The sequence below is a fragment of the Nocardioides sp. genome, from assembly GCF_036274455.1.
Lineage (GTDB): Bacteria > Actinomycetota > Actinomycetes > Propionibacteriales > Nocardioidaceae > Nocardioides.
Genome location: NZ_DASUFR010000184.1, coordinates 1 through 20350, shown reverse-complemented (window position 1 = coordinate 20350; position 20350 = coordinate 1). Strand labels below are relative to the sequence as shown.

Here is a 20350-nt window from a genome sequence, read left to right as displayed (position 1 = left end):
CGCTGGTCGAGCCTGTCGAGACCTCCGCGGGTCAGTTGAGCGCGCCCGTCTCCGTCTTGGCTTCCAGCAGCCGGTCCCGCAGCGAGACCAGGTCGCGCACCGCGTCGACGAAGCGGGTGGTGCTCTCGCCGACGGCGACGTCGTCGAAGTAGTGACGGCGCATGGCCGCACGGGCCGGCCGCAGCTCGTCGTGCTCGAGCCGCGCGGCGACCAGGTCTCCCAGCCCGGCCACGGTGGTCGAGTCGACGACGTCGGCGCACTGGCTCACCGGCACCTCGGCGTGCAGCCGGGCGATGTCCTCGTGCCGATCGACGACGAACAGCGGCTGGTCGGTGCGCAGGTAGAGCCAGTCCAGGCCGACCGACGACACGTCAGTGACCATGGCGTCGCAGTCCGGCAGCACCGCGAGGATGTCGGCGTCCTCGAGGACGGCGTGCCACGCGCCCGGGTCGCGTTCGGTGGCTTCGGTGACGAGCCGGACGACCTCGCGGTGCGCGGACCGGACGAACGGGTCCTGGCTGTGCGGGATCCGCGGATGCGGCTTGTAGACGAGGCGCACGTCGGGCACGGCGAGCAGCCGGCCGACGATCTCGGGTCCCAGCACGTCGATCGAGGAGTAGTTGTTGTAGTCCGCGTCGCCCTCGAAGGTGGGCGCGTAGATCACGGTGCGGCGGCTGCTGGGGGGTAGCACCGCGGGCGGCCGGAGGTCGAGCTGCGGCCGGCCGATCCGGACCAGCCGATCGGTGTCGAAGTCGAGCAGGCCGTGCCGGTAGCGCTGCACCGCCGCCTCGCCGGCCACGAACACCCGGTCGTAGGCCTTGGCGTTGTTGCTTGCCGAGCTGTGCTTGTCGCTCTCGCCGTGGCTCACGTGGACGTGCAGCATCCGCGGCTCGAGCAGCGACTCGAAGTTCCGGGGCGAGTTGTTGCAGTAGAGCCCGACCGCGGCGTCGAGCTCGGCGTACAGCGCCCGCAGCTCGGCGAACGGCTCGGCGACCAGCACCGGCAGCCCGGTCCGCGGCCGGACGACCGCGGCGGTGCCCGGGTCGCGGAGGACGACGTTCACCGGCTGGCTCTGGTCGAGTACGTCGAGGACCGGGAGCCACTGCAGGAACTGGTAGACCCGCTCGGGTCCGTCCCCGAAGTACGCGAGGACGGACGCATCGGACACGTCGCGATGGTAGTTCCGCCTCACCAAGGAGCGGGGTCTCGCCCCCGAGGTAGGCCGGTGGGGACGAGTGTCGCGTGAACCAGGTGAAGGGAGACGAAGATGGAGCTGACCGTCCACGGCCGGTCCCGGCGGGCCTGCCGCGCTGTCATGGAGGCGATCTCGTGGGGCTTCCCTGCTTCCGGCTGCCCCGCCCGATCGGTCTCGCGCTGGCGCTTCAGCTCGCGACCCTCGCGCTGTGCCGTTCGGGCATCGTGCGTTGGTGGGCGGTGGTCCCCGTGGTCGTCGCGACGTTCATCGGCTACGCCGTCACCTCGCCCGGCTGCCTCGCCTTCACCGCCTGCTTCACCGTGTTCTCGGTGGCGCTGGCGAGAGGCACCGGAGAGCCACGGCTGGCCGGCGAGCGGCGTCAGGCCGGCAGGTCCTCGGCGTCGACGATGCGGTAGGCGTAGCCCTGCTCGGCCAGGAACCGCTGCCGGTTCTGGGCGAAGTCCGCGTCGACGGTGTCGCGCGAGACGATCGCGTAGAAGTGCGCGGACTTGCCCTCGGTCTTGGGCCGCAGCAGCCGGCCCAGCCGCTGCGCCTCCTCCTGGCGCGAGCCGAACGAGCCGGACACCTGGATCGCGACCTCGGCCGAGGGCAGGTCGATGGAGAAGTTGGCGACCTTCGAGACGACGAGCAGCCCGACCTCGCCGTGGCGGAACGCGTCGAAGAGCCGCTGCCGCTCCTTCACGGGGGTCTCGCCCTTGATGACCGGGGCGTCGAGGGCGGCGGCGAGCTCGTCGAGCTGGTCGATGTACTGCCCGATCACCAGGGTCGGCTGCGCGGCGTGGGCGGCGATGAGGTCGCGGACCACCTGCAGCTTCTGCGACGTGCACGACGCGATGCGGTAGCGCTCGTCCGGCTCGGAGGTCGCGTAGACCAGCCGCTCGTCGGTGGGCAGGGTCACCCGGACCTCGACGCAGTCCGCCGGGGCGATCCAGCCCTGCGACTCGATGTCCTTCCACGGGGCGTCGTACCTCTTGGGCCCGATCAGCGAGAACACGTCACCCTCGCGGCCGTCCTCGCGCACCAGGGTCGCGGTCAGCCCGAGCCGCCGCCGGGCCTGGAGGTCGGCGGTCATCCGGAAGATCGGCGCCGGCAGCAGGTGCACCTCGTCGTAGACGATCAGCCCCCAGTCGCGCGCGTCGAGGAGCTCGAGGTGGCGATAGACCCCGGAGCGCTTGGTCGTCATCACCTGGTAGGTCGCGATGGTGACCGGCCGGATCTCCTTGACCGAGCCGGAGTACTCGCCGATCTCGTCCTCGGTCAGGGACGTACGCCGGAGCAGCTCGTCCTTCCACTGCCGGGCGGAGACGGTGTTGGTCACCAGGATCAGCGTGGTGGCCTGCGCGTGCGCCATCGCCGCCGCGCCGACCAGGGTCTTGCCGGCGCCGCAGGGCAGCACGACGACCCCGGAGCCGCCGTGCCAGAACGACTCGGCCGCCTCGCGCTGGTAGTCGCGCAGGTGCCAGTCGGTGAAGTCCAGCGAGATCGGGTGCGCCTCGCCGTCGACGTAGCCGGCGAAGTCCTCGGCCGGCCAGCCCAGCTTGAGCAGCGCCTGCTTGAGGTTGCCTCGCTCGGAGGGGTGCACGGCGACGGTGTCGTCGTCGATGCGGATGCCGAGCATCCCGGCGACCTTCTTGGCGCGCAGCACCTCCTCGAGGACGGGGCGGTCGTTCGAGACGAGGACGAGCCCATGGGTCGGGTGCTTCTCCAGCCGGAGCCGGCCGTAGCGGGCCATCGTCTCGGCCACGTCGACGAGCAGCGCGTGGGGGACGGCGTACCGGCTGTACTCCAGCAGGGTGTCGACGACCTGCTCGGCGTCGTGCCCGGCGGCCCGGGCGTTCCAGAGCCCGAGCGGCGTGAGCCGGTAGGTGTGGATGTGCTCTGGCGACCGCTCGAGCTCGGCGAACGGCGCGATCGCCTTGCGGCAGTCGGCGGCGCGCTCGTGGTCGACCTCGAGCAGCAGCGTCTTGTCCGACTGGACGATGAGGGGTCCGTCGTTCATGGGCGCCTCGGGATGGGGAGATCCGTCGGCTGGCCGACGAAACCCTCGCTGGGACGACAGAGTTTCGTCGTCCTTGCGAGAGATCCGTCGGCTGGCCGACGAAACTCCCACCCGCACCTCACGCCGACGCCACGGCCTTCTGCCGAGCCCGGTAGGCCGCGACGTTGGCCCGCGAGGAGCAGCGGTCGGAGCAGTAGCGGCGCGACTGGTTGGGCGAGGTGTCGACGTAGACGTTGGTGCACGGCGCGGCCGCGCACAGGCCCAGCCGGGTCGGGCCGAGGTCGCAGACCAGGTTGGCCAGGCCGAGCAGCGCCTCGCCCACGAGCAGCTCGGCGACCGACTGGGTCTTGGAGGCCGCGTGGATGTGCAGGTGCCCGGGGTCGTGGTTGGAGATCTGCGGGGTGATCGGGTGCCGGACCATCAGCTCGTTGATGCCGTCGACGACCGCCTGGGTGTCGCCGGCGGCCGAGGCCTCGAAGACCGGGCGCAGCTCGCGCTGGAACTTCCGCAGCAGCATGCAGTCGCGGTCGGTGCTCTGCAGCACCAGCCAGTCGCGGTCCGCGAGATGGGCCCGGAGTGCGTCAACGCCGGTGATCTCGGCGTTGAGGAGGCCGGCCGATCGCTCGGCGTACCGGATGAAGTCCACCCAGCCAGTGTAGGTCGCTACCCCGAAATGGGTCTTACAGCAGTGATCCGGTGGACGGCGAAGGTGCGGACGTCGTCCGCCCGCTGGTCGTGCGCGGTGAGCACGCCGCCCTCGACCGAGACCGGGTCGACGACCCGCTCGCTGCGGGTGCCGTGGTTGTCGACGTAGACGATGAGCACGGGGGTCCCGACCTCGGCCGCCTCGCGCAGCGCGGCCAGCGAGCCCGACGGCGAGAGCGCCGCCTCGGGCGCAACCGGGCGGGACGACGCGGCCCGGTCGCCGGCCCGGATCGCGGTGACCACGGCGGAGACCGTCGCGGTACGCCGGGCCGCGGCGGCGCCGCGGCCGCGGTGCTCCCGCGGCGTGCGGGCCCGGCGGGCGTCCGGCCGGACCACGTGCACGGTGCCGTCCTCGGCCTCGACCACCGGGGCCACGCCGAGCTCGCGCAGCCGTGGCAGCAGGAGGTCGAGCGGGACACTGCTCACCAGCACCGTGGGCGCCAGCCGGCGCAGCCCGAGCGACGGGGCCTTCGGGTGGTGCAGCAGCTCGGTGAGGGCCGCTTCGTCGTCGGCCCGCAGGAACGCCTCGGCGTGCCCGAGCCGCACCGCGCCGAAGGTCCGGGCGGTGTCGTCGACCAGGTAGGTCAGCGGCTGGGGGACCGGGGTCCGCGACACGGACTCGAGAAACTCGTGGAGCTCCACGGCGGTCCAGCCGGTGTCGAGCGCACGGCGCACCGAGCCGGGCGTGAACCGGTAGACGGTGGCCCCGCCGCGCGACTCGACGTCGGCGAGGAGCTGCAACCGGCGGGCCAGCCGCGACTCCAGCGGTCCGGGCGCGACCGCGGTGAGGTCGGCCTGCAGGAGCACGTGGTCGACCGGCTCGGGGAGCAGTCCGGCCAGCGCCTTCGCGGCCTTCTCGTCCTCGCCGGCCAGCAGGTCGCGCGCGTACGACGCCAGGCCGTCGAGCCCCGTGACGCCGAGCATCGCCGCCTCGGCGACCGTCCACAGCACCTGGTCGTCGCGGGTGCGCGGCCGGCGCGGCCGCTGCCAGCGCAGCTGCGCGGCCACCGACGGCACCCCGGTGCCGGCCGCCAGGCACTCCCCGGGCGCCAGCGTGGCCAACGCGGCCAGGGTCATCCCCCGGGTCTCCGCCATGTGCAGGCCGGCCAGCTCGGGGGAGAGGGCGTTCCAGGGCTTGCCCGCGGTGTCGCGGGAGCCGACGAGCCCGGGCATCCGGGGGCTCTCCAGCCAGGTGCGGGCCAGCCCGGCCCACCGCTCGGCGGGTGGTCGCAGCACCCAGCCGTCGACCAGGTCGGTCGGCAGCCAGACCGGCTGCCCGGCGGGGTCGGCGGCGGTGGCGATGAGCCCGCCGGCCGACGCCGCCTCGACGAGCAGCGCGAGGGTGGCCTCGTCGAGGTGCAGTGCCGCCGCGGTCGCGCGCAGGTCGCGGACGCCGAGCCCGCCGCTGCGCAGCGCCGTCGGCGGCTCGGCCCCCCAGAGGTCGAGGAGCAGCTCGAGCCGGCGGACCGCCTCGAAGGCCGCGCCCGCGGCCACCGCGTCCACCTGCGCCTCCGCGCGCTCGGTGGTGGCCAGGGCCGGTATGTCGTCGACCGGCTCGGTCGTCGTGTGGCCGCCGCGCAGGGCGATCCCGACCTCACCCGGGACGACCACCGTGCCGGTGCCGCGGGGCACCAGCAGCCGCCGGGAGAGCAGCTCCTCGGCCGGCGTCGCGGCGTCCTCGGGCGACACGGTGTGCCGTCCCTCCGTGGTGGCCTCGCCGCCGGCGTCGAGGACGTGCTCGAGCATGGCCCGGGCCGCCGGCGAGAGCTCGCCCAGCCGTTCGGAGACCTCAGCCGGCGGCGGCGTGGGTGAGCTGGACGGCCGCAGCCCGCTGACGCCCGCGCCGGGTCCGCCGGTCAACCCCTCGGCGACCCCGGTCAGCGGCCGAAGCCCGCCCGGCGACTCCCACGCGAGGGCGAGGTCCACCAGCCGCGTGACGGCGCGCTGGACGGCCGACGGATCGGCGTGCACGATGCTCGTGAGCGTCTCGGGCGACGTTTGACCTGTGACCGCGAGGGCATCTAGAACGGAGAGCTCGAGTCGGTTCAGCTGGTCGAGCGCGCGCAGGATCGAGGAGCGGGTGGCGGCGCGGGAGGCCAGCTGGCCGGAGTCATGAGGAGCGGGTGTGGCCAGGTCGGGACGCTCGGTGAGCAGCCGGGACAGCCGGTCGTCCGGCCAGCCTCGCAGCTGGTCGGCGAGCGAGCGGAACCCGGGCGATGCCATCCGGCCAAGTCTATTGACGGGCCCTGCGCGGTGAGCCAGGTCCAGCTCCACCACGGCGCGGCCACCGATGTCGGGCTGCTGCGGGAGACCAACGAGGACGCCTACCTCGTCGCACCGCCGGTCTTCGTGGTCGCCGACGGCATGGGCGGCCACGAGGACGGCGACGTGGCCAGCCGGATCGTGGTGGAGGAGTTCGCGCGGCTGGCCGAGCGGGGCTTCGAGCCGACCCGCGGCCGGGAGGCGGTGACCGCCGCACTCGAGGCCAGCCAACGCCGGATCGGCGAGCTCGCCGCCCACGGCCCCGGGCCACGTCGTACGCCGGGCACCACCGTGGTCGCGGCGCTCCTCGTCGAGGACGACGCCGGCGCGCCCGCGTGGCTGCTCGCCAACCTCGGCGACTCGCGGATCTACGCCGTGGCGGCCGGCCAGCTGCGCCAGGTCAGCGTCGACCACAGCGTGGTGCAGGAGATGGTCGACTCCGGGGAGATCACCGCGGCCCAGGCGAGCTCGCACCCGGAGCGCCACGTGATCACCCGGGCCCTCGGCGGGCCGGTGCTCGAGCCGGCCGACTTCTTCGCGCTCAGCCTCGCCGAGGCCGAGCGGCTGCTGCTGTGCACCGACGGGATCAGCGGCCTGGTCGACGACACCCGGATCGCGGAGATCCTCACGCAGAGCCCCGACCCGCGCGACGCGGCCGATCGGCTGGTCGCGGCCGCCCTCGATGCCGGCGGTGACGACAACGCGACCGCGGTGGTCGTCGATGTGGTGGGATTGGGCCCCGACCAGCCCTACGACTCCGAGCGACAGTGGGCGAGTCTCGAGCAGAAGCTAGGGGGTGTCTCGTAGGCCATGGCGGATGCAAGCGTGCGCTCCTACCGGCCCGGGGACTGGTTCGGCATCGTCGGCGACCGAGCCGTGGTCATCCTCCCGCCGACCGAGAAGCCCCGGGTCGCCGGCCTGTGGGAGCTCGTCGACGGTGGTGCCGGGTTCGACGTCACCCTCGACGCGCTGATCTCGGGCGGGCTGCGCGACCTGCCGGCGTTCGTGCTGGTCAGCACCGGCGAGGGCGAGACCCGGGTGGTCATCCGCGGCCCCGCCCGCGCCGAGTTCCGGGTCGCCGGTGAGACCGTCGCGCTCGAGGGCTCCGACGCCACCACCTGGGTCGAGCGGTCCTTCGCCGAGGTGGAGCGGATGAGCATCGTCCTGCGCGAGGACCCGCTCGGGCTCGACACCACGTCGTACGTCGTCGACGGTGGCCTGTTCCGCATCTCCCGGCTCGACGAGGCGCCGGCCCACGAGGGTCCCGACGAGATCGGGTCGGAGCCGGCCTACGAGCGCGAGTTCCCGCTGCCCGCGGACGCCGACGATCACGAGGACGACGTCGACCACGGCGCGGAGCCGATCCCACCGGCGCGCTCACCCGAGCCGCCGGACTGGATCCCCACGCCTCCGGTGCCCGTGCCGCCGCCTCCAGTCGAGGCGCCCCCCGCGGCGCCCGAGACCGACCACGACGGGCTCACCGTGACCGGCGCCTGGCAGCCCCCACCGCCGGCCCCGCCGGGCATCCCGGGCCAGCCGCCCGCGCCCGACGTCACCGTCCCGGTCGCCCGGCTGCTCATCTCCAACGGCGAGGTCGTCGACGTGGACCGCGCGGTCGTGATCGGCAGGGCCCCCGAGGCGCGCCACTTCAACGACACCGAGCAGCCGCGGCTGGTCACCGTGCCGAGCCCGCACCTGGAGATCTCCTCGACCCACGTCGAGGTCCGGCCCGGCTCCGGGGCCGACCATGGCAGTGCGGTGGTGACCGACCTCGGCTCCACCAACGGGACCGTGGTCGTCCAGCCCGGCCTCGGCCCGGAGGACCTGTCCCCGGGCGTGGCGGTGCAGCTGATCCCAGGCGCGATCATCGACCTGGGCGACGGGGTGACCATCCAGGTCGCCAGCCCCTGAGGTCTCCCGTGACCACCAGCTACGTCACCGAGGCGTACGCCGAGGAGCTGGCCGTCGAGCATCTGGTGGCCGGAGCCGATCGGCGGTTCTACGCGTTCGTGATCGACCGGCTCATCGCTTGGGGGATCCTGGCCTGCGAGGCCTACGTCGCCTACGTCACCCTGATCGAGCCCGGTCATCTCTGGACCGGCATCGCCGCGATCGCGGGGACGGTGCTCCTCGTCGGGCTGGTCACCTCGATGCTCGTCGGCCTCTACGGGCTCACCCCGGGCAAGGCCATGCTCGGGCTGCGGGTCCTCTCCGCCGAGGACGCGCGGCCGGTCGGCGTGGCCCGCGCGACGCTGCGCACCCTGATCCTCGGCGTCGCCACGCTGCCCACCCTCGGCTTCGGCGCCGCCGCGCTCGCCTGGACCGCGATGGTCGACCCGTCGGGATGGCGCCGCGGCTGGCACGACCTGCGCACCGGGACGGTGGTGGTCGACGTGCGCCCGCGGGCGGCGGCCGAGGAGCCGGACGAGGAGCCGCCGCGCCAGGTCGTGAACCTCACCGCGATGCGGCTCGTGCCGGCCTCCCCGACTCCGCCGCGCCGGATCCCGACCCGCGGCAGGCGCCCGGCCACGCCGTCCGAGCCGCTGGCCGAGCCGCCAGTGACCCCGCCGGTCGCCCCGGCGGTGACCCCGCGGCAGGGGCTGGGCTGGCCGCTCGTCGGGGACGCTCCGGCCGCTCCGCCGGCCGAACCACCTGCTCGTGGCCCACGCCCCTCGGCGCCGCCGCCCGGCCTGGCTGCCGGTGAGCGCACCCAGCCCCGGCCGGCGCCGGCCGCGAGAGCCGGGGCCCGCTGGCAGGTCACCTTCGACACCGGCGAGCAGTTCGAGGTGCGTGGGCTCACCCTCGTCGGCCGCCGTCCCGAGCCCCGGCCCGGTGAGCCGGTGAAGCGGCTCGTGACGCTGCCGTCGGACGACATGAGCCTGTCCAAGACGCACGCGCAGTTCCAGGTGGTGCCCGACGGGGCGCTCGTGGTCATGGATCGTGGCTCCACCAACGGGTCGCTGCTGATCCGGGCCGGGGTCACCAGGCGGCTGGTGGGCGGCAAGCCGGCCACGATTCGAGAGGGCGACCGGGTGCGGTTCGGCGACCGCGAGATGAGGGTGGCCCGCATCGACTGAAGCCCCCGGGGCCGCTGTTGCGAGATGTCAAGGCTTACCTCGTCCGGACGATGCGGTTAGGTTCGACCCGTGACCTTCGAGCACTCGCGGACCGTGACCACCTCAGCGACCTCGCAGGACGTCTGGAGGCTGTGGAGCGATCCGGGGAGCTGGCACTGTTGGGACCCGTCGGTGGAGTGCGTGGCGCTCGAGGGTCACTTCGCCGAGGGCGCGGCCGGGACCATGGTCCTGACCGGCGGCATCGAGGTTCCGGTGACGCTCGAGATCGTCGAGCCCGGCCACCGCTACCTCGACCGGCTCGAGATGGGCGGACTCAGCATCCACATCGACCACGTGGTCAAGGACTCGGCCGAGGGCGCCGAGGTGACCGTGAGCACCTGGGTGACCGGTCCGGGCGCCGACGACATCGGCCCGATGGTGACCGCGGACGCCCCCAAGGCCATGGACACGCTCTGCGCGATGGCCGAGGGCCGCTGAGCCCTGGGCATGGCCCCGGGGGCGAAGCTCACGAGGGTGTTCAACTAGGCAGCCACCCGGTCGCCCAGCGCGACCGCCACCGCAGCCTCGGCGTGCGTGCGCATCGAGGCGAGCACCGGCAGCGGCGCGTCCTCGGGCCGGACCAGCAGCTCGATCTCGGTGCAGCCGAGCACCACCGCCTCGGCACCCTGGTCGGCGAGCCGGCCCAGGATCCCGGCGTACGCCGCCCGTGACTCCTCGCGCACGATCCCGCGGGTGAGCTCCTCGAAGATGACCCGGTCCACCTCGGTCCGGTCGTCCGGGCCCGGCACCACGACGTCGAGGCCGTGGCCGGCCAGGCGGCCGACGTAGAAGTCCTCCTCCATCACCCAGCGGGCGCCGAGCACACCGAGCCGGGACCAGCCCTCGTCACGGGCGCGGTCGGCGATGGCGTCGGCGATGTGCAGGAGGGGTACGTCGATGGCAGCCTGGACGTCGTCGGCCACCCGGTGCATGAGGTTGGTGCAGATCAGGACCACGTCGGCGCCCGAGCGCTCGCAGCTCTGCGCCGCGTCCGCGAGCAGCCGTCCGGCCCTCGCCCAGTCGCCCTTGACCTGGCAGGCCCGCACCTCGGCGAAGTCGAGCGACTGGAGCGTCACCCGGGCCGACGCGTGGCCGCCCTGGCGCTCCGCCACCAGCTCGTTGATGACCCGGTAGTACTCCACAGTCGAGTGCCAGCTCATGCCGCCGACGAGGCCGATCGTCTTCATGCCTTCCATGGTCGGGTCGGACCAGGATCCAAGGAAGCCCTGTCTTCGTACGCCAGGTCATAAGATCTGCTTATGGATCCGCGGCGGATGCTCATCTTCCGGACAGTGGCCCGGGCCGGCTCGATCAGCGCCGCCGCCCGAGAGCTGGGCTGGACCCAGCCCGCGGTGAGCCAGCACCTGCGCGCCCTGGAGCGGGCGGCCGGCTGTGCGCTGCTGCTCCGGGGCGCCGGCGGGGTCGAGCTCACCGAGCCCGGGCGGGTGCTGCTCGCGCGGGCCGACGCCCTCGCCGTCCAGCTGCACATGGCCGAGGAGGAGCTCGCCGACCTCACCGCGCTGCGGCGCGGCCGGGTCCGGCTGGCGGCGTACCCGTCGGCCGCGGCCACCCTCGTGCCGCGCGCCGTGGCCGGGCTGCGGGCCAGGCATCCCGAGGTCGACGTCGAGCTGGCCGAGGCCGAGCCGCCGGAGGCGCTCGGCCTCCTCTCCGCCGGTGATGCGGACCTGGCCCTGGTGTTCTCCTACGACGGGTCGGAGCCGGCGGCCGGCCTGAGCTGGCGGCCGCTCGGCGCCGAGCCGGTGGCGCTGGTGGTCGCCGCCGACCACCCGGCGGCCGAGCGGCGCCGGCTGAGCCTGGCCGACCTCGCCGGCGAGCCGTGGATCGTCGGCTGCGAGCGCTGCCGGGCGCACGCCATGGACGTCTGTGCCGCGGCGGGGTTCACCCCCGCGGTCCGGCACGTCAGCGACGACTACGTGGTCGTCCAGAACCTCGTCGCCGTCGGCCTGGGCGTCACGCTCCTGCCGCGCTCGGCGCTCGACGCCTACCAGCACCCCGGCGTGCGGGTGCGCGAGCAGCCGTCGTTCGGCACCCGCACCTTCGGGGTCGTCCACCGCGAGGGCGCCGACCTGGTCCCCGCCACCGCCGCGCTGGTGCGCGAGCTGGCGGGCTGACAGCTCCTCGGTCGGCTGTCGTATCCGGCCGCACCCGCTCGTGGAGTGGGTGCGAGCACCACCGACCACGACGAAGCAGAGAGGATCTGGACATGCGCACCATCTACGTCACCGAGTTCATCTCCCTGGACGGCGTCATCGAGGCGCCCGGAGGCGAGGAGGGCTACAAGCACACCGGCTGGACCTTCGACATCGAGAGCGACCCGGCCCAGTACGAGTTCAAGGGCGAGGAGACCTTCGCCACCGAGACGCTGCTGCTCGGACGCCGGACCTACGAGGGCTTCGCCGCCGCCTGGCCCGAGCGTGACGGCGAGTTCGCGGACAAGTTCAACTCCTTGGAGAAGGTCGTCGTCTCGACCACCCTCGAGAGCCCCACCTGGACCAACACCACCGTGGTCCGCGACCTCGACGCCGTACGCGCCCTGAAGGAGGGCGACGGCGGCCCGATCGGCGTCCACGGCAGCGCGACACTCGCGCAGTCGCTGCACCGGGCCGGCCTCGTCGACGAGTGGCACCTGCAGGTCTTCCCGGTCGTCCTCGGCAGCGGCAAGCGGCTCTGGGCCGACGACGTGGACGACAAGCAGAAGCTCACCCTCCGTGAGTCCCGCGTCTACGCCAGCGGCGTCCAGCTCAACATCTTCGACACCGTGCGGTGATCGCTAGCTGGGGTCCGGTACGTCGTCGAACGCGTCCGGCGTGTGCACGAAGTGTGCCCGGCCCAGCGGCCAGGCCAGCGCGAACACCTTGCCGACAACGTCCGTGACGGGCACATAGGCGGCCGTGTCGTCGCAGTGCTCGGCGTTCGGCCGGCACAGGTGCACCGAGGAGTCGGCGGAGTTGTTGCGGTTGTCGCCCATCACGAACACCGTCCCGGCGGGTACCGGCCCAGCGGTCCAGTGGCAGTCCATCTGGCCGCTGGGCATCGGCCCGTCGCAGGACTTCGGCGGGTTCTTCTGGGGCTCGATGAAGCCGTCCTCGTCGATGGGCTGACCGTTGACCATGATCCGGCCCTGGTCGTCGCAGCACTGGATCGTGTCGCCGGCGACCCCGATCACGCGCTTCACCAGATGGCCGCCGGTGGGGTAGAGGCCGATCTTGGCCAGGCCGCGCGCGAGCAGCGACATCGGCTGGCCCTCCTCGAGGCCGTTGAGCCAGCCCCCTGGGTCGTCGAAGACGATCACGTCGCCGCGCTGCGGGCCGCCGCTGCCCCAGTAGGACGGCTTCTCGACGAGGATCCGGTCGTTGACGATGAGCCCGGGCTCCATCGACTCCGACGGGATGTAGAACGACTGCACGAAGAACGTCTTCACGACCAGCGCCAGGATGATCGCGAAGGCCAGCAGCAGCACGGTCTCCCGGAGCGCCTTGAACGGCGTGTGCCGCGGCTCGGACTCCACCGGGTCCGTGTCCGTGCTGGTCACGCCGCCGACCCTACCCACCGAAAACCAATGCCTACCGGCAACCAACCCGCCCGGCGTACGTTTCGAGGCATGGCTCAGCAGGCAGCCCAACACTCAGGGGAGTCCTACGCGAAGGGCGAGCTCGAGCCGCCCCTCCTCGAGCAGACGATCGGTGAGTGCTTCGAGGCGACGGTGGCCGCGCACCCGGACCGGGAGGCGCTGGTCGAGTTCGCCTCGGGGCGCCGGTGGACGTGGTCGGAGCTCGACCGCGACGTCGACGCGCTGGCCATCGGCCTGATCCGGGCCGGGATCGGCAAGGGCGACCGGGTGGCCATCTGGTCACCCAACTGCGCCGAGTGGACGCTGACCCAGTTCGCCACCGCGAAGATCGGGGCGATCCTGGTCAACATCAACCCGGCCTACCGCACCCACGAGCTCGCCTACGCCCTCAACCAGTCCGGCAGCAAGCTGCTCATCTCTGCCAGCGAGTTCAAGACCAGCGACTACCGCGCGATGGTCGGCCAGGTGCGCGACGAGGTCCCGGTCGAGCAGGTGTGGTTCCTCGACAGCCCGGAGTGGACCGACCACAACGTCAGCGACCCCGGCGTGACCCTGCTCGAGCTGGTGGACTGGCCGCTCGCGGCGGACGAGCCCATCAACATCCAGTACACCTCCGGGACCACGGGCTACCCGAAGGGCGCCACCCTCAGCCACCGCAACATCCTCAACAACGGCTACTTCACGACCGAGCTGATCAACTTCACCCACGAGGACCGGCTCTGCATCCCGGTGCCCTTCTACCACTGCTTCGGCATGGTGATGGGCAACCTCGGCTGCATCTCGCACGGCGCCACGATGGTGATCCCGGCGCCCGGCTTCGACCCCGAGACCACGCTGCGCTGCATCGACGAGGAGAACTGCACCGGCGTCTACGGCGTGCCGACGATGTTCATCGCGATGCAGAACCACCCGACCTTCGCCGAGCACGACCTGTCCAGCCTGCGCACCGGGATCATGGCCGGGTCGATCTGCCCGGTCGAGGTGATGAAGCGGTGCGTCAACGACATGCACATGCCCGAGGTGGGCATCGCCTACGGCATGACCGAGACCTCCCCGGTCTCGTGCCAGACCCGCGTCGACGACGACCTCGAGCGGCGTACGGCGTCGATCGGCCGGGTGCACCCGCACCTCGAGATCAAGATCGTCGACCCCGCGACCGGCGAGACGGTGCCGCGCGGCGACCCGGGCGAGTTCTGCACCCGCGGCTACTCGGTGATGCTCGGCTACTGGAAGGACGAGGAGAAGACCCGCGAGGCCATCGATGCCGACGGCTGGATGCACACCGGCGACCTGGCCGAGATGCGCGAGGACGGATACTGCAACATCGTCGGCCGGATCAAGGACATGGTCATCCGCGGTGGGGAGAACATCTACCCGCGCGAGGTCGAGGAGTTCCTCTACCAGCACCCCGACGTCGAGGACGTCCAGGTGATCGGGGTGCCGGACGAGAAGTACGGCGAGGAGCTGTGCGCCTGGATCAAGGTGAGGGCGGGCGCCGAGCCGCTCGACGTCGACGCTGTGCGCGCCTTCTGCGACGGGAGGCTGAGCCACTACAAGATCCCGCGCTACGTCGTGATCGTCGATGAGTTCCCGATGACGGTCACCGGCAAGATCCGCAAGGTCCAGATGCGCGAGGAGACGACCGAGAGGCTCGGGCTGGGCTGACGGCTCAGCCACCTCTCAGGTGGGTGCGGGACCCTGAGGCGCCGGCCCCGGACCCAAGGACCTCGATGACGCACACCGCCCACCTCTCCGCGCGCTCGCGCGCCCTCCTCGACCGCATCGACGCGTGGTCCGGAGCCAGCCCCCTTCGATCCGTTCTCGTCCGGGTCGCAGTGACTGTTGCCGGACCGCTGGTCGTGCTCGCCGGAGTCGCGATGCTGGTCCTGCCGGGGCCTGGCCTGGTCGTCATCGCGCTGGGGCTCGCGCTGCTGGCCCTGGAGTACGAGTGGGCGCGCGGCCTCGTCGGCGGGATGGGCCGGGTCGCGTCGTGGGCCCGCCGGGCGGTGCTGCCGAAGGACGGCACGGCAGGTCGCCGGCTCCTCGGGGCGGCCGGTGGGGCCGTGTTCCTCGTGGCGACGACCGCGATCACCGGTGCGGTCACCACCTACGTGGGGTCCCAGGCCCTCATCTAGCCTGTGCGGCGTGCTTCCCGACGGGTACTCGATCCGCCCCTTCGTGCCCGAGGACGCCGAGGCCCTCGTCACGACGTACCGGCGCAACCGCGAGCACCTCGGCCGCTGGGACCCCGACCGCCCGGCGAGCTTCTATACGCTCGAGGGTCAGCAGGAGGAGGCCCGGGAGCGGCTCGCGAAGGTCGAGCAGGGGCTCTTCGCGAGCTTCGTGGTCGTGGGACCGGAGGGCGACCTCGTCGGGCGCGCCAACATCCAGAACATCGTCCGCGGGCCGATGCAGAGCGGCATCCTCGGCTACTTCGTCGACCGCGACCACCTGCGACTCGGGCTGGCCAAGGCAGCGGTGCGCTTCCTCGAGGAGCACGCGCTGGAGATCGGGCTGCACCGGCTCGAGGCCGGGACCATGGTCGAGAACGTGCCGTCGCAGCGGGTGCTCGAGTCGCTGGGCTACGAGAAGTACGGCATGGCCCCCAAGCTGCTCTTCCTCAACGGCGCCTGGCGCGACCACGTCCTGTTCCAGAAGCTCCTGCACGACCGTCCTCTCGAGACCGGATGAGACCAGCGACCCAGGCCGGGTGCTCCTTCTCGGCCCATCGGCGGGTCACCCGCCCGCTGCGCATCCCGCTGCGGGCCTCGGGGTCGGCGATCGCGAACCAGAGGTGGCCGAGAACCAGAAGCCCGAGCCCGAGCGCGAACCAGTCGTGGACGAAGGTGGCGCCGGTCCGCCAGGCCAGCCGCACCAGCCCGGTCCAGAACATCAGCGTGCCGGTCCCGACCAGCACCACCATCGAGCCGGCGACCAGGGCGGCGTTGAGCTTCTGGCCGGCGTTGAACTTGCCGACCGCGAAGGACCCGTCGCGTCGGTTGCGCGATCGCAGCCACTGCCAGTCGTCGCGGGTGAACCGGTTCAGGACCCCCAGGTCGGCGCGGTAGGCCGCCGACCCCAGCCCCAGCAACATCGGCACCGGCAGCGCGTAGCCGGCCACGACGTGCACGAGCTCGACCGCGTGCCGGTGACCGACCAGCAGTGAGACCGGCCCGTAGTAGAGGACGAACGCCGTCAGCAGGCAGGTGCCCATCAGCACGGCGGTGCTGCGATGCACCCAGCGCTCGGCGCGGGTGAACCTGGCCAGGGTCACGCCGACGTCACTCACGGATCGTCCCGTCGACGTCGTAGCCGCGGTGCTCCCAGTAGCCGGGCACCTCGTCCTCGGTCAGCTCGATGCCGGAGAGCCACTTGGTGCTCTTGTAGCCGTACTGCCCGTCGACGTACATCCGCACCGGTCCGCCGTGGTCGTGGCTCACCGGACCGCCGAGCATCTCCAGCGCGACGACCACGTGCTCCTCGTTCGCCTCGTCGAGGGGCAGGCTCTCGGTGTAGACGCCGTCGAAGGACCGGAAGCGCACCGCCCTCGCCGACGGGCTCGGCTGGGCGCGGTCCAGCAGCTCCGAGAGCCGCACGCCGGCCCACTGGACCCCGGGCACCACCCAGCCGGTCACGCAGTGGAAGTCGCTGGTGAACGCCGTGCGCGGCAGCGAGCGCAGGTCGTCGAGCCGGTACGTCGCCGGCCGTGCGACCAGCCCGTCGACCCGCAGCCGGTAGCTCGCCTCCGTCTCGCGCCGCACCGAGCCGGTCACGGAGTAGAACCGGAACACCGGCCCCAGCGGGAGCGCCGACAGCAGCCCGGTCGGGTCGTGCAGCTCGGCGGGCGCCAGCCACTCCGAGAGGCGGCGCGAGAACGACGCCCCGCCGACCACGCCGACCGCCCCGAGCCCGATCAGCCCCAGCACGAGCCGGCGGCCGACCGGTGCGCCGGGTTCGCCCATTCCTCCACGATCCCACCGCGCACCTAGGCTTGGCCCGTGTCCAGTCAGCTCGCGGTCGGCTTCGACCTGGACATGACCCTCATCGACACGGTGCCGGGCTTCGCCGCGGTGCTGCGCGAGCTCGCGGCGGAGTACGCCGTCGAGCTCCCGGTCGAGGAGCTGACGTCGAAGCTGGGGCCGCCGCTGGAGCAGCTGCTGGCGCCGTACCTCGGGGCCGAGCAGGTCCAGGCGGCCGGCGACCGGTTCCGGGAGCTCTACGTCGACCACGCGATCACGTCGGTCCCCACCCTCCCGGGAGCGCACGAGGCCCTCGCAGCGGTGCGGGCCCAGCGCGGCCGGGTGGTGCTGGTGACGGGGAAGTTCCCGCGCAACGCCCAGCTCCACGTCGACCACCTCGGCCTCGATGTGGACCTCCTCGAGGGCTGGGTCTGGGGTGTCGGCAAGGCCGAGGTGCTCCGGCGCGAGGGCGTCACGATCTACGTCGGCGACCACGTGCACGACGTCGAGGGGGCCCGGGCCGCGGGTGTGCTGAGCGTCAGCGTCCTGACCGGCGGCTGCACCCGCGAGGAGCTCGAGGCGGCCGGCACCGACGTCGTGCTGGAGAGCCTCGAGGAGTTCCCGGGCTGGCTCGACGAGCACCTGCTGGCCACGAGGCTGGAGGCGCTGGAGCGTGACCTCGCGGAGCGGGGGCGGGTCCTGGTCGCCTACAGCGGCGGGGCCGACAGCGCGTTCCTGCTGGCCGCGGCCGCGCGCACCCTCGGATCCGAGAACGTCGTCGCCGCCACCGGCTACAGCCACTCGCTGCCGCGGGCCGAGCGCGACCCGGCCCGTGACTTCGCGGCCGGTCTCGGCGTGGAGCTGCTCACCCCGGAGACGCACGAGATGGCGCGCGAGGGCTACCGCGCCAACGGCGGGGACCGCTGCTTCTTCTGCAAGGCCGAGCTGATCGAGGTACTCACGCCGCTCGCGGAGGCGCGGGGGATCGGCACGGTAGCCACCGGCACCAACGCCGACGACGCCGTGGCGGGCTTCCGGCCCGGCATCCGCGCCGCCGACGAGCGCGGCGCAGTCGCGCCGCTGCGCGACGCCGGGCTCACCAAGGCCCAGGTGCGCGAGGCGTCGCGGCGCTGGGGGCTGCCGACGTGGGACAAGCCCGCAGCCGCGTGCCTGTCGTCGCGGGTGGCCTACGGCGTCGAGGTGACGCCGCACCGGCTGGCCCGCGTGGAGCGGGCCGAGGACGGCGTACGCCGCCTGCTCGGCACCCGGGTCACCAACCTGCGGGTCCGCGACCTGGGCGACCGGGCGAGCGTCGAGGTCGACCGGGAGCTGCTGCCGCTGCCGGAGGAGGCCGAGCTCGTGCGCCTGGTCCAGGACGCCGGCTTCCCCGAGGCGGTCGTCGATCCCCGGGGCTTCCGCTCCGGCTCGATGAACGAACGGCTCGCGTGAGGTTGGACCCCGAGCGGGTCCTGGCCGAGGCGGCGGCCTGGATCTGGTACCCGCCCGAGGCCTGCACGGTCGACACCGACGAGTTCCTCCTCATCGCCTACCCGCCGCACTTCGCCGATCCCACGGTCGCGCTGCGCTGGAGCAGCGAGCGGGCCGCCGGCGAGCTGGTCGACGACGTGCTCGCGGCGGCCCACGGGCTCGGGCGCGATTCGGTGAGCTTCTTCGAGCTCAGCGAGGCCACGCGGCCGCGTGACCTCGAGCTGCTGCGCGCGGGGTTGCGGCGCTACGGCGAGGTGCGCGCCTACCGGTTGGCCCGGGGCTGACGGTGCTCCACGAGATCTGGGACCGCGCGACCGCGACCCAGCCGGTCCCGGACGCGCGGTTCGTGCTGGCCACCGGCGTGGTCGCGCTGGTGCTGGTGCTGCTGCCGTCCACCTGGCCGCGGGTCCGGATGGGCGTGACCGTCGTCCACGAGGCCGGCCACGCGGTGGTCGCGCTCCTGGTCGGCCGGCGGCTGCGGTCGATCCGCCTGCACTCCGACACCTCCGGGCTGACCGTCTCCAGGGGCAAGCCACGCGGCCCGGGCATGGTCGCGATGCTGGCCGCCGGCTACCTCGCGCCTGCCGCGTTGGGGCTGCTCGCCGCGCTCCTGCTGGCCGCCGGCCGTAGTGTCGGCCTGCTCTGGCTGCTGGTCCTGCTCAGCGCCGGATTGATCCTCTGGATCCGCAACGGCTACGGCTTCCTGGTCCTGCTCGTCGGCGGGGCGGGCGTCCTCCTGGTCACGTGGTACGGCGACGGGCGCGTCCAGTCGGTGGCGGCCTACCTCATCGCCTGGCTGCTGCTCCTCGCCGCTCCGAGGCCGCTGGTCGAGCTGCTGACCGCGGGTCGGCGCCGGCCCCGGACCTCCGACGCCGACCAGCTGGCCGGGCTGACCCGGGTGCCCGCCGTGCTGTGGATCCTGCTGCTCCTGCTGGCCAACCTGGCCGGGCTGGTGGTCGGGGTGAGCACGCTCGCACCCGACCTCGTGTGACCCCGGAATCCGGTCGAGCCGGCACGGAGTGGTTGGCTAGGCTGGACGGTCGCGCACTGCGGCGCGTCGTAGGAACGTGAGAGCGAGAGGTCAGGCCGTGCCGACTGGCAAGGTGAAGTGGTTCGACGCCGAGAAGGGCTTCGGCTTCCTGTCTCAGGACGACGGACCCGACGTCTACGTGCGCACCGAGGCGCTGCCGCAGGGCACGACCGTGCTCAAGGCCGGCACCCGGGTCGAGTTCGGCATCGCCCAGGGCCGCCGCGGGGACCAGGCCCTCCAGGTGCGCATCCTCGACTCGCCGGCGTCCGTCGTGCGCAACCAGTCGCACGCGAAGCGGAAGAAGCCCGAGGAGATGGTCCCGATCGTCGAGGACCTGATCCGGCTGCTCGACGGCGTCGGCGAGGCCTACCGCCACGACCGCCATCCCGACCGCCGTACGTCGGCGCCCGTCGCCAAGCTGCTGCGCGCGCTGGCGGACGAGCTCGAGGCCTAGTTCTTCCCCGCCGTCCGTGACGATTTGGTGGGTGTGGGGGTCTCCGCAACGACCAGATCGTCACTGACGACGGTGCGTCGCTTGCGGTTGGGCGAGCTGACCAGCACCAGGACCACCCAGGCGACCAGGGTCACGCTGGCGACGGCGAGGCCGACGGTGGGGTTGAGCGGCAGGGCGATGCCGACGAAGCCACCCAGCACCCACGCCAGCTGGAGCGTGGTGTCGCTGCGGGCGAAGGCGCTCGTGCGGACGCGCTCGGGGACGTCGCGCTGGATCGTCGAGTCGAGTGAGAGCTTGGCGAGGGACTGGGCCAGGCCGGCGGTGAGCCCGAGCAGGGCGAGGGTGAGCACGCCGTAGAAGAAGGCGGTCAGCAGCACCATCACCGCATCGGCCAGCAGGGCCAGCACCACGGTGAGGGCAGGGTTGAGCTTCTTGAGGACCGACGCGAGACCGATGCCGATGGCGTTGCCGAACCCTGCGGCGCCGATGAGGATGCCGAGCAGCACCTCCGGTGGCCAGTCGCCGATGG

22 protein-coding genes and 1 pseudogene are annotated in these 20350 nt (G+C 72.8%); 14 read left to right on the top strand and 9 right to left on the bottom strand.

Going from position 1 to position 20350, the window contains the following annotated elements:
* Window positions 1-31: 31 nt before the first annotated feature.
* Window positions 32-1168: a CDP-glycerol glycerophosphotransferase family protein gene (locus VFV89_RS18470; RefSeq protein WP_329707432.1), complete on the bottom strand. Its 1137-nt coding sequence runs from the start codon at window positions 1166-1168 to the stop codon at window positions 32-34.
* A gap of 161 nt (window positions 1169-1329) precedes the next feature.
* On the opposite strand from VFV89_RS18470, the gene VFV89_RS18465 reads away from it, so the two are divergent.
* On the top strand, window positions 1330-1611 hold the full coding sequence (locus VFV89_RS18465) for a hypothetical protein (RefSeq protein ID WP_329707431.1): 282 nt from the start codon (window positions 1330-1332) through the stop codon (window positions 1609-1611).
* Here the strand turns inward: VFV89_RS18465 and VFV89_RS18460 are convergent.
* The 3 genes from VFV89_RS18460 to VFV89_RS18450 form a co-directional block, all read right to left on the bottom strand.
* Entirely contained in the window at window positions 1575-3215 is a 1641-nt protein-coding gene (locus VFV89_RS18460) for a DNA repair helicase XPB (protein WP_329707430.1), read from the bottom strand. The two genes, VFV89_RS18465 and VFV89_RS18460, sit on opposite strands and share 37 nt — an antisense overlap.
* 118 nt (window positions 3216-3333) lie before the next feature.
* Entirely contained in the window at window positions 3334-3861 is a 528-nt protein-coding gene (locus VFV89_RS18455) for a CGNR zinc finger domain-containing protein (protein ID WP_329707429.1), read from the bottom strand.
* A gap of 17 nt (window positions 3862-3878) precedes the next feature.
* Window positions 3879-6143: a helicase-associated domain-containing protein gene (locus VFV89_RS18450; RefSeq protein WP_329707428.1), complete on the bottom strand. Its 2265-nt coding sequence runs from the start codon at window positions 6141-6143 to the stop codon at window positions 3879-3881.
* A gap of 30 nt (window positions 6144-6173) precedes the next feature.
* Here VFV89_RS18450 and VFV89_RS18445 point away from each other — a divergent pair, with 30 nt between their 5' ends.
* From VFV89_RS18445 to VFV89_RS18430, 4 genes are all read left to right on the top strand, one after another.
* A complete protein-coding gene (locus VFV89_RS18445) occupies window positions 6174-6989 on the top strand; it encodes a PP2C family protein-serine/threonine phosphatase (protein WP_329707427.1) in 816 nt (271 codons plus the stop codon).
* Window positions 6990-7007: 18 nt separating this feature from the next.
* Entirely contained in the window at window positions 7008-8093 is a 1086-nt protein-coding gene (locus tag VFV89_RS18440) for an FHA domain-containing protein (protein WP_329707426.1), read from the top strand.
* An 8-nt stretch (window positions 8094-8101) separates the two neighbouring features.
* On the top strand, window positions 8102-9259 hold the full coding sequence (locus VFV89_RS18435; protein ID WP_329707425.1) for an RDD family protein: 1158 nt from the start codon (window positions 8102-8104) through the stop codon (window positions 9257-9259).
* A gap of 69 nt (window positions 9260-9328) precedes the next feature.
* Window positions 9329-9736, top strand: coding sequence for an SRPBCC family protein (locus VFV89_RS18430; protein WP_329707424.1), 408 nt, complete (start codon window positions 9329-9331; stop codon window positions 9734-9736).
* 44 nt (window positions 9737-9780) lie between these two features.
* Here the strand turns inward: VFV89_RS18430 and VFV89_RS18425 are convergent, their stop codons facing one another.
* Window positions 9781-10485 (bottom strand): aspartate/glutamate racemase family protein, encoded by a 705-nt coding sequence (locus VFV89_RS18425; RefSeq protein ID WP_329707423.1) that lies wholly within the window; start codon window positions 10483-10485, stop codon window positions 9781-9783.
* A 72-nt stretch (window positions 10486-10557) separates the two neighbouring features.
* Here VFV89_RS18425 and VFV89_RS18420 point away from each other — a divergent pair, with 72 nt between their 5' ends.
* Together VFV89_RS18420 and VFV89_RS18415 are read left to right on the top strand one after the other, a co-directional pair.
* Window positions 10558-11430 carry a LysR family transcriptional regulator gene (locus tag VFV89_RS18420; protein WP_329707422.1) on the top strand — a complete coding sequence of 291 codons (873 nt, stop codon included), beginning with the start codon at window positions 10558-10560 and terminating at the stop codon, window positions 11428-11430.
* A 92-nt stretch (window positions 11431-11522) separates the two neighbouring features.
* A complete protein-coding gene (locus VFV89_RS18415) occupies window positions 11523-12086 on the top strand; it encodes a dihydrofolate reductase family protein (protein WP_329707421.1) in 564 nt (187 codons plus the stop codon).
* A gap of 3 nt (window positions 12087-12089) precedes the next feature.
* On the opposite strand, the gene lepB is transcribed toward VFV89_RS18415, so the two are convergent.
* Entirely contained in the window at window positions 12090-12851 is a 762-nt protein-coding gene (gene lepB, locus VFV89_RS18410; RefSeq protein WP_329707420.1) for a signal peptidase I, read from the bottom strand.
* 69 nt (window positions 12852-12920) lie between these two features.
* Between lepB and VFV89_RS18405 the strand changes: the two genes are divergently transcribed.
* The 3 genes from VFV89_RS18405 (at window position 12921) to VFV89_RS18395 (ending at window position 15581) form a co-directional block, all read left to right on the top strand.
* A complete protein-coding gene (locus tag VFV89_RS18405; RefSeq protein WP_329707419.1) occupies window positions 12921-14555 on the top strand; it encodes an AMP-binding protein in 1635 nt (544 codons plus the stop codon).
* Between the two features lie 65 nt (window positions 14556-14620).
* Window positions 14621-15025: a PGPGW domain-containing protein gene (locus tag VFV89_RS18400; RefSeq protein WP_329707418.1), complete on the top strand. Its 405-nt coding sequence runs from the start codon at window positions 14621-14623 to the stop codon at window positions 15023-15025.
* 10 nt (window positions 15026-15035) lie between these two features.
* Complete coding sequence (locus VFV89_RS18395; protein ID WP_329707417.1) at window positions 15036-15581, top strand: GNAT family protein; 546 nt, start codon at window positions 15036-15038, stop codon at window positions 15579-15581.
* Here the strand turns inward: VFV89_RS18395 and VFV89_RS18390 are convergent.
* The gene (locus tag VFV89_RS18390; protein ID WP_329707416.1) at window positions 15511-16179 is read right to left on the bottom strand and encodes a cytochrome b/b6 domain-containing protein; all 669 of its coding nucleotides are present in this window, start codon (window positions 16177-16179) and stop codon (window positions 15511-15513) included. The genes VFV89_RS18395 and VFV89_RS18390 overlap by 71 nt on opposite strands.
* Entirely contained in the window at window positions 16172-16852 is a 681-nt protein-coding gene (locus tag VFV89_RS18385; RefSeq protein ID WP_329707415.1) for a molybdopterin-dependent oxidoreductase, read from the bottom strand. Before VFV89_RS18385 ends, VFV89_RS18390 begins: the two co-directional genes overlap by 8 nt.
* Before the next feature lie 36 nt (window positions 16853-16888).
* Between VFV89_RS18385 and larE the strand changes: the two genes are divergently transcribed.
* From larE to VFV89_RS18365, 4 genes are all read left to right on the top strand, one after another.
* Window positions 16889-18298: an ATP-dependent sacrificial sulfur transferase LarE gene (gene larE / locus VFV89_RS18380; protein ID WP_329707414.1), complete on the top strand. Its 1410-nt coding sequence runs from the start codon at window positions 16889-16891 to the stop codon at window positions 18296-18298.
* On the top strand, window positions 18295-18621 hold the full coding sequence (locus tag VFV89_RS18375) for a hypothetical protein (RefSeq protein WP_329707413.1): 327 nt from the start codon (window positions 18295-18297) through the stop codon (window positions 18619-18621). Before larE ends, VFV89_RS18375 begins: the two co-directional genes overlap by 4 nt.
* A 2-nt stretch (window positions 18622-18623) precedes the next feature.
* Window positions 18624-19328, top strand: coding sequence for a M50 family metallopeptidase (locus VFV89_RS18370; RefSeq protein ID WP_329707412.1), 705 nt, complete (start codon window positions 18624-18626; stop codon window positions 19326-19328).
* Window positions 19329-19425: 97 nt separating this feature from the next.
* Window positions 19426-19821 carry a cold-shock protein gene (locus tag VFV89_RS18365; protein WP_329707411.1) on the top strand — a complete coding sequence of 132 codons (396 nt, stop codon included), beginning with the start codon at window positions 19426-19428 and terminating at the stop codon, window positions 19819-19821.
* Here the strand turns inward: VFV89_RS18365 and VFV89_RS18360 are convergent.
* Window positions 19818-20350 (bottom strand): annotated as a pseudogene (locus VFV89_RS18360) (hypothetical protein); the annotation flags it as partial. The gene VFV89_RS18365 and the pseudogene VFV89_RS18360 overlap by 4 nt on opposite strands.